The 15,045-nt window shown below is 36.9% G+C and carries 16 protein-coding genes and 1 pseudogene; 8 read left to right on the top strand and 9 right to left on the bottom strand.

Annotation, left to right across the window (positions count from 1 at the left end):
* Positions 1-20 precede the first annotated feature (20 nt).
* The 3 genes from ACEVFT_RS10935 to ACEVFT_RS10925 all read left to right on the top strand — a co-directional run bounded on the left by ACEVFT_RS10935 (position 21) and on the right by ACEVFT_RS10925 (position 4,396).
* The gene (locus tag ACEVFT_RS10935; protein ID WP_205444497.1) at positions 21-725 is read left to right on the top strand and encodes a polysaccharide deacetylase family protein; all 705 of its coding nucleotides are present in this window, start codon (positions 21-23) and stop codon (positions 723-725) included.
* A gap of 346 nt (positions 726-1,071) precedes the next feature.
* Positions 1,072-2,715, top strand: coding sequence for a pyridoxal phosphate-dependent decarboxylase family protein (locus ACEVFT_RS10930; protein WP_393949720.1), 1,644 nt, complete (start codon positions 1,072-1,074; stop codon positions 2,713-2,715).
* Positions 2,699-4,396 (top strand): methyl-accepting chemotaxis protein, encoded by a 1,698-nt coding sequence (locus ACEVFT_RS10925; protein ID WP_393949717.1) that lies wholly within the window; start codon positions 2,699-2,701, stop codon positions 4,394-4,396. The genes ACEVFT_RS10930 and ACEVFT_RS10925 overlap by 17 nt, the downstream gene beginning before the upstream one ends.
* A gap of 112 nt (positions 4,397-4,508) precedes the next feature.
* On the opposite strand, the gene ACEVFT_RS10920 is transcribed toward ACEVFT_RS10925, so the two are convergent.
* From ACEVFT_RS10920 to ACEVFT_RS10895, 6 genes are all read right to left on the bottom strand, one after another.
* On the bottom strand, positions 4,509-4,937 hold the full coding sequence (locus ACEVFT_RS10920; RefSeq protein WP_205444501.1) for a GatB/YqeY domain-containing protein: 429 nt from the start codon (positions 4,935-4,937) through the stop codon (positions 4,509-4,511).
* Positions 4,938-5,004: 67 nt separating this feature from the next.
* Positions 5,005-6,012: a DUF1835 domain-containing protein gene (locus ACEVFT_RS10915; protein WP_393949714.1), complete on the bottom strand. Its 1,008-nt coding sequence runs from the start codon at positions 6,010-6,012 to the stop codon at positions 5,005-5,007.
* Positions 6,013-6,165: 153 nt separating this feature from the next.
* Positions 6,166-6,606, bottom strand: a complete 441-nt coding sequence (locus ACEVFT_RS10910) for a hypothetical protein (RefSeq protein WP_393949711.1) — start codon at positions 6,604-6,606, stop codon at positions 6,166-6,168.
* A 213-nt stretch (positions 6,607-6,819) separates the two neighbouring features.
* On the bottom strand, positions 6,820-7,809 hold the full coding sequence (locus ACEVFT_RS10905) for a zinc-dependent alcohol dehydrogenase family protein (protein ID WP_393949709.1): 990 nt from the start codon (positions 7,807-7,809) through the stop codon (positions 6,820-6,822).
* A gap of 21 nt (positions 7,810-7,830) precedes the next feature.
* Positions 7,831-8,238, bottom strand: a complete 408-nt coding sequence (locus ACEVFT_RS10900; protein WP_393949707.1) for a GNAT family N-acetyltransferase — start codon at positions 8,236-8,238, stop codon at positions 7,831-7,833.
* Positions 8,239-8,308: 70 nt separating this feature from the next.
* Positions 8,309-8,992, bottom strand: coding sequence for a VOC family protein (locus ACEVFT_RS10895; protein WP_393949705.1), 684 nt, complete (start codon positions 8,990-8,992; stop codon positions 8,309-8,311).
* A 409-nt stretch (positions 8,993-9,401) separates the two neighbouring features.
* Between ACEVFT_RS10895 and ACEVFT_RS10890 the strand changes: the two genes are divergently transcribed.
* Positions 9,402-11,135 (top strand): methyl-accepting chemotaxis protein, encoded by a 1,734-nt coding sequence (locus tag ACEVFT_RS10890; RefSeq protein ID WP_393949704.1) that lies wholly within the window; start codon positions 9,402-9,404, stop codon positions 11,133-11,135.
* A 47-nt stretch (positions 11,136-11,182) separates the two neighbouring features.
* Here ACEVFT_RS10890 and ACEVFT_RS10885 read toward each other — a convergent pair whose 3' ends face one another.
* Entirely contained in the window at positions 11,183-11,935 is a 753-nt protein-coding gene (locus ACEVFT_RS10885; protein ID WP_393949702.1) for an SMI1/KNR4 family protein, read from the bottom strand.
* 150 nt (positions 11,936-12,085) lie between these two features.
* Here ACEVFT_RS10885 and ACEVFT_RS10880 point away from each other — a divergent pair, with 150 nt between their 5' ends.
* The 4 genes and pseudogenes from ACEVFT_RS10880 (at position 12,086) to ACEVFT_RS10865 (ending at position 13,568) form a co-directional block, all read left to right on the top strand.
* Entirely contained in the window at positions 12,086-12,424 is a 339-nt protein-coding gene (locus tag ACEVFT_RS10880) for a hypothetical protein (RefSeq protein WP_393949699.1), read from the top strand.
* Between the two features lie 13 nt (positions 12,425-12,437).
* A complete protein-coding gene (locus ACEVFT_RS10875; RefSeq protein WP_393949697.1) occupies positions 12,438-12,989 on the top strand; it encodes a GNAT family N-acetyltransferase in 552 nt (183 codons plus the stop codon).
* A gap of 3 nt (positions 12,990-12,992) precedes the next feature.
* Positions 12,993-13,319 (top strand): annotated as a pseudogene (locus ACEVFT_RS10870) (GNAT family N-acetyltransferase).
* A gap of 114 nt (positions 13,320-13,433) precedes the next feature.
* A complete protein-coding gene (locus ACEVFT_RS10865) occupies positions 13,434-13,568 on the top strand; it encodes a hypothetical protein (protein ID WP_342533015.1) in 135 nt (44 codons plus the stop codon).
* A gap of 403 nt (positions 13,569-13,971) precedes the next feature.
* On the opposite strand, the gene ACEVFT_RS10860 is transcribed toward ACEVFT_RS10865, so the two are convergent.
* Complete coding sequence (locus ACEVFT_RS10860; RefSeq protein WP_393949694.1) at positions 13,972-14,313, bottom strand: DUF2834 domain-containing protein; 342 nt, start codon at positions 14,311-14,313, stop codon at positions 13,972-13,974.
* A gap of 111 nt (positions 14,314-14,424) precedes the next feature.
* The gene (locus ACEVFT_RS10855) at positions 14,425-14,703 is read right to left on the bottom strand and encodes a hypothetical protein (RefSeq protein ID WP_393949691.1); all 279 of its coding nucleotides are present in this window, start codon (positions 14,701-14,703) and stop codon (positions 14,425-14,427) included.
* Between the last annotated feature and the right edge of the window lie 342 nt (positions 14,704-15,045).

Genomic DNA, 15,045 nt, shown 5'->3' with positions numbered 1-15,045 from the left:
GGTGAGAGAGGAGACAGTGAATGAAAAGGAAACTAGCTTATATCAGCATCGGACTTATCTTAATCTTTACTTTAGCATTTTCAGCCTATAAATTAATGAATGCTCGTGACTTTCAATTGTTTGGTCCTATTACGTCTCGGGTGGATACTCAGGAAAAGGTCGTTGCATTGACATTTGATGACGGACCAACTGACAATACTGGCGCTATTTTATCGTTACTAGACGACTACCAAGTAAAAGCCACGTTTTTTCTAATTGGACAGGACATTGAGCAACATCCAGAAGAAGCTAAAAAAATAGTGGAGGCAGGACATCAACTAGGTAATCATACGTATTCGCATAAACGTATGGTCTTAAAAAGCCCTTCCTTTATTAAAAATGAAATAGAAAAAACGGATGCCCTTATTGCCAATACCGGCTATCAAGAAACACCCGTTGTAAGACCACCATATGGTAAAAAGTTGATTGGCTTTCCCTATTACTTAAATAAACATCAACGCGAGACCATTACATGGAACCTAGAGCCTGATACCTTCTTTACAAAGGCAGCGGATAAAATAAATTATGTAAAAGAAACTATTCAACCAGGCTCCATCATTTTAATGCACCCTATGTATGATCAAACTGACAATGAACTACAGGCAATAGAAGGAATTCTTCAATCCCTTACAGATGAGGGCTATACATTCGTCACGGTAGATGAGCTTCTCAACTATTCCGAATGATACACGCCGCTAAGAATCTGCACCTCCTTTTGTGCAGATTCTTACTATATAAAAAGCAGCAGTTCTTCCCACTTTTTATATAGTCTTATCATTATAATTTGTATAACTTTCTCACTCTCTTCAAATTTTGCTTTCCACATCGCATAAAGCCTACTACTCCATAATTAAAACAATACAGTTATATAATGTCATTAGATGTTTAATTTTTCAGAAATGTCTATAAATATTTTTTCAGTAAAATATAATCACCATCTCTGCTAAAATATGCTATTATACCTTTAGTATAATGTCCTATTTTTATTTAGGTAAAAATAGAGGAAATATGAACTATAAAAGGATGATGAATATGCAAAATATCCAACAATTATTCCAGAGCGAAGATGGAAATATCCAACAAAGAGAGAATTTTTTATCCCTATTAGAGAAAATTGTTTCCTCATTAGATGAATTAAAGAATCCAAATAAGACAACTCTTGGCCCAATAAAAGAACGATCTGCTAATTTTTATCAAGAGCTTATGCAAGAACATCAAGTGCCAACAACTGGTATTGGGCTAGAACAAGTTGTAAAAGAATTGACACATTTAATGCAAGGACATCCTTATCATACACGTAACTTTGTTACCAATGTTTTACCAATGGCAAGTATTCCTGGTGTGTTAGGCCAGTTTACGAATGCGCTATTGAATGGCAATAATTTATGGGATGTTTATGGTCCTGCTGCCGCTGAGTGTGAGGTTAAAGTAGTAGCCATGATGTCTAAATTAGTAGGCTATGATTATACAAAAAGCTTTGGCTATACAACATGGGGTGGACAAGGTGCCGTTTTCAGTGGACTTCGTCTTGCCATTGCAAAACAATTCCCTCAAGCAAAAGAAGATGGTGTTCCTAATAATTTATATTGCTTTGCTTCAGAGAATGCCCATTACAGTCTTTTAAAATCGGTAGAAGCAGTAGGGATTGGTAGTAAACACTTAGTGCGTGTAAAAGCAGGCAAAGATCACTCGATGGATGTGGAAGACTTACGTGCACGTATGACAGAAGTCATCGAAAATGGCGGCATTCCCGTCTATGTAGTAGCGACAACAGGTGCAACTGATCAATTTGGTATTGATGATGTACAAGCCATCAAAGAAGTCACAACAACGCTTGAAAAGAAATACAACTTACAACCAGTACATATTCATGCTGATTCGGCTTTAGGTGGTTTTTATGCCTTCTTCAATGATTATGATTTTAATAAAAATCCACTCCAATTCGAGGTGGAGGTTTTACAAGGTTTAGTACAAATCCATGAACGTATGCAACATCTAGCCATTGCAGATAGCCTGTGCTTTGACTTCCAAAAGCTTGGACAAACACCTTATTTAACTAGCCTATTCTTAATTAAGGAAGGTAAAAGTTTACAGCTACTGGATATTGAAGACTTTGATACGCCATATGTCGGCAATCGTGGTTATGGCTCTTATCATACTGGTTATACATTAGAATGCTCTCGTATGGGTAGCTCCATCGCTATTTTTGCTGCATTGCAGGCGTTTGGTAAAGAAGGCTATCAACAACTATTAGCTAATTATGTACGGGTGAATTTAGCATTCCGTGCACAATTAACTGAGAAAACCCCTATGCTACAGGTAGTTAATGAAGCCAATATTGGGCCAGTCACAGCGTTTCGTTTATATCCAGACGGCATGAATTGGCAAGCTGAACAGGCTGGTCATTATACACAAGACCAAATTGAACACATAAACGGCATGAACGCTTCATTTTTTGAAATTATCGGAGAAGGTCGAGACGAAGTATTCTATGGTGACACAACGCGTGTCTGCACGGTTAGCACGAGTGATACAACACAACAGGTTCCGGTTGCAGCGGCAAAATTCTTCTCCATTTCACCTTATACGGAGACAGACCATATCCCTAATATGATTCATTTCTTACAGCAAAAGCTTAAAGTACTGGAGGCGTCACACATTGCGTATCGTCACTAAATTTAAGAGTTCTTTACTCTATAAATATATTGCTAGTTTCACTATTCCAATAGCGATTATTTCCTTGCTCTTTAGTGTTGTGTTATTTGCAGTTTCTTACCGCATTATTGACAATTTTGTTATTAAACAATTCGAATCTACTTTAGAGATTACATCGAATACGATTTTTGAAGATATTGAGAAAAATGATGTAAAAGCAGCGGATAACGGTAGCCCTGACAAATATAAAAAACTTTTAGATCAATTGAATGCTACGGTTAAAAAATATGATGTCGAAAACGCCTATGTCCTTTCTAAAGCAAATGGTAAAGAGCATATCATCGCTCTAAGTAATACCGACAATCATCAGCAAGATTATGTATTTAGTAAAGAAATGCATGAAGCCGTAGCCACTGGCACCACTCAAACGAGTGATATTTACAAGGATGAATACGGTATCCATAAGTCCATTTTTATCCCTTTTAAAGATACGGATATTATTTTCGGTTTAGATATGGATGCTTCCTTCATTTCTAAGCTACAAACGGAAACACTTTGGATTTGTATTATTTTAACGATTGTCTTTGTGATTTTTGGTATAATCGTTGCTTACTTTATTAGTGTGGGCATTACGAAGCCAATCAAAAAAATGACGCGCTATGTTGGTCAAGTTGCACAGGGTGATTTAGCTGTCGAACCACTTCAAATAAAAGGTTCCAATGAAATTGCCCAGCTTTCATCAGGCATTGAAAATATGACGGAAGATTTGCGTTCATTAATTAAACAAATCGCCCAAAACGCTGAACAAGTAGCCGCAATGTCGGAGGAATTAACAGCAAGCTCCGAACAAACAAGTGCATCCATTCAGCAAATTACCTCTTCTATGCAAGAGGTGGCAGCGGGTTCTGAGAAGCAAACCTCTTCGATTGAGGAAGTGGAAAATCATATTACAACCATTTCAAGCAAAATGTCAGAGGTTGTGACAAGTGTAACTGATGTTACAGATAAGGCATTCCAAGCATCTGCTATATCAGAAAAAGGCAATACAACGATCCAAGATGCAACTGAAAAAATGGCCGTGACATCCCAAGCCATCCAAGAATCAGCAACTGTCGTAGAACGATTAAGCACGTACACAAATGAAATTGGTGATATTGTGACATTGATTACGCAAATTACGGATCAAACCAATTTACTTGCTTTAAATGCTTCGATTGAGGCAGCGCGTGCAGGCGAACACGGTAAAGGCTTTGCAGTTGTAGCGGAGGAAGTGCGTAAGTTAGCTGATCAATCATTAGAGGCAACAAACAGTATTCGTACTCGAATTGAAACGATTAAAGAAGAATCTGCACAAGCCGTCAAATCTATGGCTATCAGTAGCAGTAATCTTGCCGAAAGCTCAACAACTTTCAATGCATCTGGAGAGGCATTTGCTGATATCTATTCCCAAGTCACTGCACTGACGAGAGAAATGGACCATGTCAATAACGTGATGTCCAATATCAATGAAGGTGTTAGCAGTATCGCTAGTTCTGTTGAACAAGTTGGCGTTGTAGCTGTACAAGCTTCGGGCAATATTCAAAACGTAGCAGCTGCCTCTGAGGAACAATCCGCAAGTATCGAAGAAATAACTGCTTCTTCTAATAACTTAGCTGAAATGGCTCAACAACTCCGCAATATCATTCAAAAATTCAAGTTATAAAATGAACAAATCCGCAATGCCATAATCGGGCATTGCGGATTTCTTTGTGTGATTTTAAAATATAGAATTATACTGCAAAACTTTAAAAAGCTCCTAACAAAATGGTAGAAGATTAGGCAATAATGCTTTTCACAACTTTTGAAATAACGGCACCTTCAGCTTGACCTGTAAGCAATGGTTTAGCAATTTTCATGGCTTCGCCCATGTTCATTCCTTTTTCAACACCCGCTGCCACTAATTTCTCTGCAATTTCTTCTTCTGATAATTGCTTTGGTAAAAAAGATTTCAAAAGTGTCAATTTGGCTTCCTCTTTTTCAATCAGGTCTGCTCGCCCAGCCGTTTGTGCACCTTCTAAAGCCTGATTCGTTTGTTTGACCTCACGATTAATAATGGCCATTTCTTCCTCAGGTGTCAATGTCTCTCCCTTTTCTTTTTCAGCAGAATCTAATGCTGACTTTAAAAGAGATAATACACCCTTCGCTAAAGTATCTTTCTCTCTCATTGCCGTTTTTAATTGTTCAAATACTTCTGTTTTTAACAATGATCTCACTCCTTCTAACCGTCTATATCAGAAAAATTATAGCATAAAAATCATGAAGGATTACAGTTCATTGCATTTCTGCTAATTTTACTTTGTAATGTAGCATTCCTTGTAGCTCGCCTTGATAAGAAAAAACCCCTTGCTGAATTAATTGGCGCAGACGATATTCAATCCATTCAACCTCTCTCAATTCTTCCATATGACCCAGTACCTCTCCAATTAACCTAGCTGCAACTTGATAGTGGACTTCCTCTTGCTCTTCCTGTAAACGTCTAGCACAGGCAATAATAAAGTCATCCTCTCTATCTTCATTGTTATTGCCCCAAAGTTCATGATATTGCCAGGTGTGTATGCAATGGTAATCATCCATTAACAAATTTAAACCTTCTTTGCATAAGGACTCCCGCAATGCTTTTTTTAATGGCCGTCCTTGAGATTGTTCATAAAAATAAAGTAAATTCTCTGTGCTGACCTCTCCAGTGGATCTTGGATAATTATCCTCTGCTAACTGTGGTAAAGTATACAACTCATGAAATAACTGAAAAGTGTCTAATACATAGATATCATTTATTTTTTGTTCGAGCATCGCCAAAACCAGTCGAAGGCCTATTTGTTCATGAGCATTTTGACAAGTCCAAATCATTATTTCCTGATGAGGTGGTATATTTTTTATTTTCTCTACAGCTGCCTTCATCTCTCGCTCAAAAATGATCAATCCGTCATCATCCATTACATAACGCTCTTCCAACCATTGAAAACGAGCTTCAATCCCGCCCCATGTATGTACATCTTTCAAAGGACCAACAGAAAAATTACCTGGCATAACAATGATTTCCTCGGTCTTAGCATAGTCAGTATGACGAAAGGCTGCTTTCAAGCTCCCCCCAGGTGAATGACCGAATACAATATGAACCGTTTGTACCTTTGAAAGATCCCGCTCCTCAGCCTGCTGTAATAAAAACTGTAGCATGCTGTCCCTTGACTGTTCATTTATTAAAGTTAAAAGAAGCATCGTCTTCGCATCAGCTTCACTCAATTGTTTTATCGACTTTTTTAATTGGTTGATCTTCTCCATATTCTGTACTCCTTTATATAAAAACAGCTAATCTTATCATACCTTTTATTACCTCGAATTACCAATTTAGTAATTTTATAAAATTATATGTTACTACTATTGCAAGTGATTTTTTTGGTCTGAGCGGGGGCTTGCTTACTTTGAGCGGCTTTCTTATTTTTGGAGCGGGGGCTCGCTTCTTTTGAGCGGCTTTCTTACCTTTTGGAGCGGGTATTCACTTCTTTTGAGCGCCTTTCTTACTTTTTGGAGCGGGTATTCGCTTCTTTTGAGCGACTTTCTTACTTTTTGGAGCGGGGCTTCACTTCTTTTGAGCGCCTTTCTTACTTTTGGGAGCGGGGGCTCACTTCTTTTGAGCGGCTTTCTCTCTTTTTCGAGCGGGGCTTCGCTTCTTTTGAGCGGCTTTCTTACTTTTTGGAGCGGGTATTCACTTCTTTTGAGCGGCTCTCTCTTTTTGGAGCGGGGGCTCGCTTCTTTTGAGCGGCTTTCTCTCTTTTTGGAGCGGGTATTCACTTCTTTTGAGCGGCTACCTCTCTTTTTGGAGCGGGGCTTCACTTCTTTTGAGCGGCTCTCTCTCTTTTTGGAGCGGGTATTCACTTCTTTTGAGCGGCTCCCTCTCTTTTTGGAGCGGGGCTTCGCTTCTTTTGAGCGGCTCTCTCTCTTTTTGGAGCGAGGGCTTGCTTTCTACGCAGGTTCTCTCTCTTTGAGCGGTTACCCCTTCACAATTAAAGGAAACATACACTTCCTTATAAAAAAACATACTACCAGTAGCAGCTCATCCATAGTGGGCCTACTACAGTAGTATGTTACTTAGTCAACGTTCGTTAAAAATACTTTTCCTTTTTTAGCCCCCTCAACAGCATCAATTGCCTTATGAATGTCCAGTAATGGATAATGGGCATGTACTTTCATCATTTTTAGTGAACCGTTATGTACAAGATTTACAAGATGTTGCATCGTTTGTTGCCATTTTTCTATTGACGTCTGATGTTGCCAATGACGCAAATGGAACATCCTCGCTTGTACCTGTGCTTCCTTCACAATGTTTGTCCAATTTACCTGAATACCCGATAAAAGACCAATGGCTAAAAAAATTCCACCGGGCTTTACGCAGAACGCCAGTTGATTGCCAGCCTCTCCTCCAATGGAATCAATTGCTGCATCTGCCCCCTTACCATTTGTTAATGCCATAACGGTTTCATAGAGTGACATTCGAGAGGTATCGATGACAAAAGTTGCACCAAGTTGCTGCAATTCTTCAGTATGCTGATTACTTCGTGTCACTGCAATAAGTTGAAATCCTAGCAATTTCGCAAGCTGAGCATAGAGATGTCCAATGGCTGAGCCACATGCATTTACTAATAAAACATCGTTTGATTGTAAATGGAGAACCTCTGAACAAGTTACGAAAGCTGTGATCGGATTAATATACATTTGCGCTGCAGTAAAATCATCCATTATGGCAGGAATAGACACTGCAAAATCAGCTTGAGTTCTCACTATTTCCTGCCAAGTTCCCTCTCCCCGTAATGGTAATACGCGCTGGCCAATAAGCTTGGGTGAAACAAGTGGTCCAACATCTTCAATAATTCCTACGCCTTCATAGCCAGGCACTGTTGGTAAAGTGATTCTATGAGCATATTTCCCCCATATCGGTATTAAATCAGAGGGATTGATGGGTCTTGCTAGCATGCGAACAAGAATTTCTTGACCTTGTGGAGGTGCAATGGTTTTATTCTCTAGCCTTACCACCTCTTGCGGATTTCCAAATTCATAAATTTTTAAGCATTTTGCTTTCAACGATTCTAGCTCCTTTATTCATTACGTATAAAACAACATCATACCAGGAGCATTTATTTCACGTTCCTTAAATCCAAGCTTCTGATAGAAAGGTTGTTTACCTTCAGCACAAAATAATTGAACCCATTTTATATTTTCTTTCTGACATTGCTCTAAAAGAGTATCCATCACCATAGTGCCAACTCCTTTTCGCTGATAATCAGGGTGCACCATCACATCACAGATAATGGTTTGATAGATACCATCAGAAATAATACGTCCATATCCAATTAGATTGTCGTCATCATAAATAGACGTACTGAACCAGCTATTGCAAATAGCCTTGTATAATTGTTCATACGTATACAGCCCTTTTGCATTCCAGCCCGTTGTTTGGTGCAATGCTTTATACGACTCTATCGTCGGGTTTGTTTCTTTAATTACATACATCTAATACCCCTCCTTATATTGAATAAATATACAAAATAACACATATTTAATCCACAATAAGTTTATGATGTTAGAGTTGGACAAGGGTTAGTTGACCTTTTTCATCCATATTTAATTGTAAAGCTTTGTCTAGTTCAATACAAATCGGGCTGATTACCGCTTTCTTATCAGAAAAATACCAAAGACGTTCACTCGGCCCTAATAGTATATTGGCTCCGTCTTCATAGTTGCCTAGAAAATTAAGACCATCTAGTTGGATTTTCTTGTTTGCTATAGGCTTTATAGCATATTTTTTTAACTTTTCAGCTATTGCTAGAATGTCATCTGTCGTTAAATTGATTTCCCCAATATGTAACACTTGCTCAACAGAAAAATTGGCTGCATCATGTTTTGAATTTATTTCTTGTCTTGCAATAAACTCCACTATATTGCCTTCAGGATCGTAAAAATAACATGAATAAGCTTTTAAAAATTCAAAATAGACTTCATCCTGCCCCTCTGAATCCAGCAAACCTACATGCTCTTTTGCCCAAATTTTTGCCTGTTGAAATAAGTTACTAGGAATATTTAATGCAAAATGATACTGCTTTGGAATATAAGAGTAAATTTTTTCAAATGTCATCCTACTTTCACCCACGGCTATTGTAAAATGGTCAGCTGTTCTTTCTAGCAAAGCAAAGCCTAACAGATCAACATAAAACTGCTCCATTTTTTGCACATCGTGAACATATAATTTTACCTTCGTAATCTTCATCTTTAAGCACCCCTTTACACTCCCTACTATACAAGCAGCTGATAAGAATAGCTTCATGCGAAAGAATGAAATTCAATGTAGAACAATTCAAGCAGCTCTCGGTCTCCCCTGCTATTCGGTTGCGAAATCACGAGGAATTCTACATCTTCCTGTGAATCGTTTCGCATTGGTTGTTGTAAACGCGGAGGAAATTCAATTCCCTCGTGTTGTTTCTAATGTTCTATTAATTTTCATCCTTTCTTCATTTCATATTACAACTATTTATAAGTATTTTTACCTCTTTTTTAAATATTTTTACCTATGTTTACCTTGTAAGTAAAAGGAACTAAACTTTAAATATCCCTTCCCGATATATCTTCTATAAATTAGACAGTCTATTTTTTATCTTTACTATGAAAGGGAGCTATTTATGAAGTCGATCAAACAAAAAATCATTAGTATATCATTGATTTTATTTGCATTACCTTCTTTTATTATTGGGTACGTTGGATATAGCCAATCAAAGGAACACCTTACAAACTCAGGTGAAATTACCTTGAAAAATAGTGTAGAAATGACCATTCGCATGATCGATAGCTTGAATAAGGAAGTTGAAAAAGGAAGAATGACGCTTGAAGAAGCACAAGAACAAGCAAAAGTTGCTTTAATCGGTTCAAGAAAGTCTGATGGCACACGAGAAATTGAAAACCCTGTGGATCTAGGAGAAAATGGTTATTTTTTCATTTTAGATAAACAAGGGCTTGAAGTAGCAAGTCCTCTTTTTGAAAATGAAAATACTTGGGATATGGAAGATGCAAAAGGTAAGCTTTACATCCAGAATATCATCCAGCATTCACAATCGGAGGGCACCTTTACAACATATTATTGGCAGCACCCAACAAATGAAGAAAAAATCGAAGAAAAGATTGCTTATAGTAAAATGGAACCTGATTGGGGTTGGATCATTGTTGCTACAACCTATACAATGGATTTCTATAAACCTGTTGATTCCATACTTTCTACCATGCTGATGACAATAGGTATTTTTTTAATCATTGGTACCATTATCACCCTATTATTTTCAAAGCATTTGGCATCACCCATCAAAACTATTGCAGGCCAACTTAGTGAGATTGCAGAAGGAAATCTTCAAATTGACACTATAAATGTCAACAGAAAGGATGAAATTGGTCAATTAAACAATTCATTAATTCAACTAAAAGGAAATCTTGCTACAATGATTAGCAACATTGTAAATGTCTCTAAACAGGTGACCGTTCAAAGTGAAGAAATGACATATACCGCTGAGGAAGTTGGAATAGGTTCAAGACAAATCGCTCTTACAATGAACGACCTTTCCAATGGTGTCGAAGAGCAAGCACATTCTTCCACATCGTTGCTGGAACAAATAAGTGCTTTCTCTAAAACCATACATGTTGTTGCAACAGAAGGGGACAACATTAAAGATCAATCTCAAAAAATGTTGACCATCACCAATGAGGGAAACCAACATATGACTTCCTCCATTGAACAGATGACAATTATTGATAGGCAAATTAAAAATTCTTTAGAAATGGTACAAGGACTTGATCGTAAGGCTAATCAAATTACGGAGCTTGTGAACGTTATTAAGGATATTTCCGAACAAACGAATTTACTCGCTCTAAATGCTGCCATTGAAGCAGCGAGAGCTGGTGAACATGGTCGGGGTTTTGCGGTTGTAGCAGGTGAAGTACGGAAGCTAGCAGATCAGGTTAATTTCTCCATCACGAATATTACCTCTATTGTGATAGATATTCAATCAGCGTCCAAGCAAGTTGTCGCAACATTAGAGGATAGCTATCAAAAAGTAGCATTTGGTACGCACCAAATTGATGTAATGGGTGGGGCCTTCCATCATCTAAAAGAGATAATTGAAGCCATTAGTATCAAAGTAGATTCAATGGCGAACTCCATGACGGCTGTTTTAGAGAATACGCACGTTATTAACGCTTCAATTGATACGATTGCCGCTGTATCGGAAGAAACGGCAGCTGGAATTGAACAAGTGACTGCCACAACTGAACAATCTAGCAGTTCCATGGAAAGTGTGGAGGTTAGTGCAAAATTATTAAAAGAGCAAGCGACTACATTAAATGACTTAGTACAACAATTTAAACTTTAGCTGTCCAAAGGAATCACGTCTATGTTCGTGATTCCTTTTGATTTTCCTCATCCAATAAATTCCGCTAAGTTGATTTTCTTTTTTTGAAAGTCTGCACGGATATGCTGTAACTCGGCCTCTAACTTTAAGGCACCTGCTTCAACTCCCCTATAAATTACTAATGGGGGCTGCTCTAAAGCCTTTCTCGCTTGTGAATAATCATAAGATAATAATTTTTTTAGCAACAATAATGTCTTTAGCTTATCTTTTCCTTCTCCAGTAATAGTTAGTTCATAGTACGCTACAGAACTTTCTACTGGCAGCATATCCTCTAAACCAGGTGGAATCAGTACACTTTCAAGGAATAAAATTAGATTGTCATAAGCCATTGAAAAATGCCAACTGCCTGTCCCATGAGAAGCGGTAAAAATAGCTGTATCTCCTCTTGATAAATCCAGACAATAGGGATCGCCTTCATCTGTTGCGATGACTAAATAATCATGTGGCCAATCCACAATCGCCTCATCTGTCACCGGATTATAATTATAGCCATCCTGCCCACGTATTAAATCTCTTGCTCCATAGATTTTTAGATTAATATAATCGCCTGTAGCCCATGTGACCCTTTCAACGGCATAATGTCTCAAAAAATAAACATACTCTGCTGGCAATGACCATCCACTATCCATAAAATGGCTAATATCCTCTTCGGCTTGATGATGAAAAACCATTGGATAGGCTGATTCCCGCTCTTGAAACTCTTCGATAAAATCACGCATTTGCTCTAATACTGCATCGAGTTTCTTTTGTAAATCTTTCAATGGTATTTCCTCCTTTTAGTTGCCAAATGTCTTTCTTTGCATTTTAACACATTCCATCATTAACCAATTAAGGGGAACATGTTATAATCATAAAAATAGACTGGTAGTATGCATAACGGGCACAAAAATAACGGATGGGAGCGATCTGTCATGTCACAACATACGAATGAACAGACAATACAGCAAGCCAACACGGAATTTTTGAAAGCACTTCGCTATTTGGATTATGGCAAGGTAACACAAGGGGAACAATGTCTCAAACAAGCCACCCATTTAGCAAATCTGGTGGATGACCATCTCACATTTATTCGAGCCGCCATTTGCTATGGAGAGTTGCTATGGCATGCTGAAAAATATGATGCCTCCGATCATTGGTTACAGCTTGCACTAGATCGATTGCCCACAGTACAGCAAGATATAAATGGTTTACTAGATGTGGATGTGCAACGAGCTCGATCCCTACTAAACCTTAGACGACACCCATCATAAGGAGCAAGCAATCATGAAATTACTTATTAGACGTCCAGACCAATCGGACATCCAGGCGTTACACCAATTCTTTTCTCTTGTCATTCAAGATACTTTTGCAAAAGAAGGTATTGCCGAGCTAGTGGACGATCAACAGCATGAATGGGAAACGAAAAAACAGTATGTAGCAATGGACTTAGAGAGTCAGGGCAAAAAAAGATTTTTCTGGTTAGCATTGAACGCAGAAACCGATGAAATAATAGGCACTATCGAATACGGTGAAGCCAACGAAATCATCCAACAAACAATCAAAGAAGATCTATCCCAATGTCCAGAAATCGGTACCATATTTGTTCATCCGAACTATCAAAATCGTGGTATTGGCACCATGCTATTAGAGAAAATGCTAATGACATTAAAAAATCGAAGGGTTCTTGGTTTTTGTTTAGATAGTGGGTATAAACAAGCCCAAATCATCTGGCAGAAAAAATTTGGCCAGCCAGATTTTGTCCTTGAAAACTATTGGGGAACAAATAATCACCATATGATTTGGAAACGAACATTGCCATTTCGACTAAAGGAGTAAAAAATGTCCTATCAGATTCCACCAGAACTACATGTAAACAAATCTTATGTCAATAACATGCTCTATGCATACAATGTAAAACACTTTCCAAAAGATTTATAAGGTCGATATTAGGAAATACACACACTAATGATAAATGAAAAGCTTTATGGTTTAGGGCATGGATCTAACCTATTGATAACAATTGAACAAATTGCAATGGATACTCAGTGTGATTTCATTAAAGTTGACACAATTAGCTTTCAAGCGCTAACATTTTATGAAAATCATCATTATAAAATATATGGGACTCTTAATCGCGTGGGAAGAGACTTTAAACATTATTATTAAAAAAAGACATTAGGATAGATTTTAAATAAACCATTACGATGGGTCAGTATCTTTATTGGTAAGTAATAAAGAGATTATTAATGCCAATACTTATTATGTTTGGAGGGAAATGAAATGTTAAAATTCATTGATGATTTAGCCGGTGCGGTTTTCGATGTTTTTATGTTGTTTTGTTATTTCTTTGCAGGCGTAATAATTGTAGGAGTCCCCATTTTTTTATTGGCTAAGTTTTTTCTATTGTTTTACTAAATTCCAAAAACAGGTGTCACTAAAAAAGGAATCACTCAAAATAGTGATTCCTTTTTTTGGTTGGTTACTGGAAATCAATAGTACTATAATAAACTTTTGGAATTATTTCGTTACCACTTCCATGTGCAATTATGAATGGAACATAATATTCTGTTTGTACACAGCAGAAAAGTTTCCATTTCTTTCATCAACAATTCTTCTATACGTTATCTAAAAAAACGCATAAATTAAGGGGTCACTACCATACCGAACTCATTTTACTCAAGCTGCCTAAGGAAATAACCATGTCTAACTTTTAGGGGTCACTTCAATTATGGAGTGGTCTTTTTACGAATTATTAAAGCTCCCGTTTGCCATCCATGTAACGCAAAATCAACACTACATCCCAAAAATGCAATATTTTTTACTTTCTTTCATTGGAGTTTAACAACACGTCTTTCTTTATGTACGGCTGTCTGAAAAACAAAAATAACGGTAATGCCAATGATAAACCAACTGTAAACAAAGCTAATAGACATATCCACTTTTCTTTAATGTTATACTTTCTTGACTCATTGAACATAAAGATTATAAAAACAAAGCATGAAATAAAAAAGTCAACAGCGAAGAAGGTCGATATCGAGTTTGTAAATAATAAATCTATTAATAACCCTAAATCAAATCCGTTTTCTTTCAAGAATTTCACCAAAAAATAATACGGAAATACTGTGCCGATAATCGCAAATAATAAGTACACTTTTCTCATTTAAAATTAATTCCCCTCTCTATGATTTTCACAAATATTATACTTCTTAATGAAACTCTTTTAGTTTACTAATACCTATAAATAATTAATTTTAATAAATATTTCCATTTATCATTCCAGCCAATTTTCTAACGGGGGTTCATCATGCACTATTAATTGTGGAATGCTATCACGTTCATTCAACCAGTTATAGAAAGGCATTGGACGTTCATTAGCAGGAGTTTCTTCTATAGACAGGGATTTACTTTGCTTCATATTAGAACGCTCGACAGCCTTGTTATATGCGCCTGTGAATACGGCTCTTAATGTGCTTGTAACTGTCAGAATACCCTCTTTAATATCCATAGCGATTTTAAATAGCACGTTCTTAGCTTTTATAAATTCATCCAAAGAATTTACTTGTACAGCGAATACAACCTTGTGTAGTTCTTGCTAGATTTGTTGAAAATGAAGGAACTACTAAAGATGAAACAGCGAAAGCTGATAAAATCTTCTTTGATACCATAATAAATGCTTTTTTTCTTTTTATTCTTAATATGCTAATTAATTACATCTTAACATTTAAGATATTAATATAAAAACTATATATTTCAAGAGAATATTGTAAAATTATTTCTAATACAGAGAAAAGGTGGATTGATTATGAATTCAATATATAAACCATTAATTTTAGCAGTGGTAGTAGGATTATACGTATATATAGCTAGTAAAAGTGAAAATAGTGTGATACTA

Source organism: Lysinibacillus sp. PWR01, from assembly GCF_043359455.1.
Taxonomy (GTDB): Bacteria; Bacillota; Bacilli; order Bacillales_A; family Planococcaceae; genus Lysinibacillus; species Lysinibacillus fusiformis_F.
The sequence above is the reverse complement of the archived record's forward strand: the minus strand, read 5'-3'. Positions and strand labels throughout refer to the sequence as shown.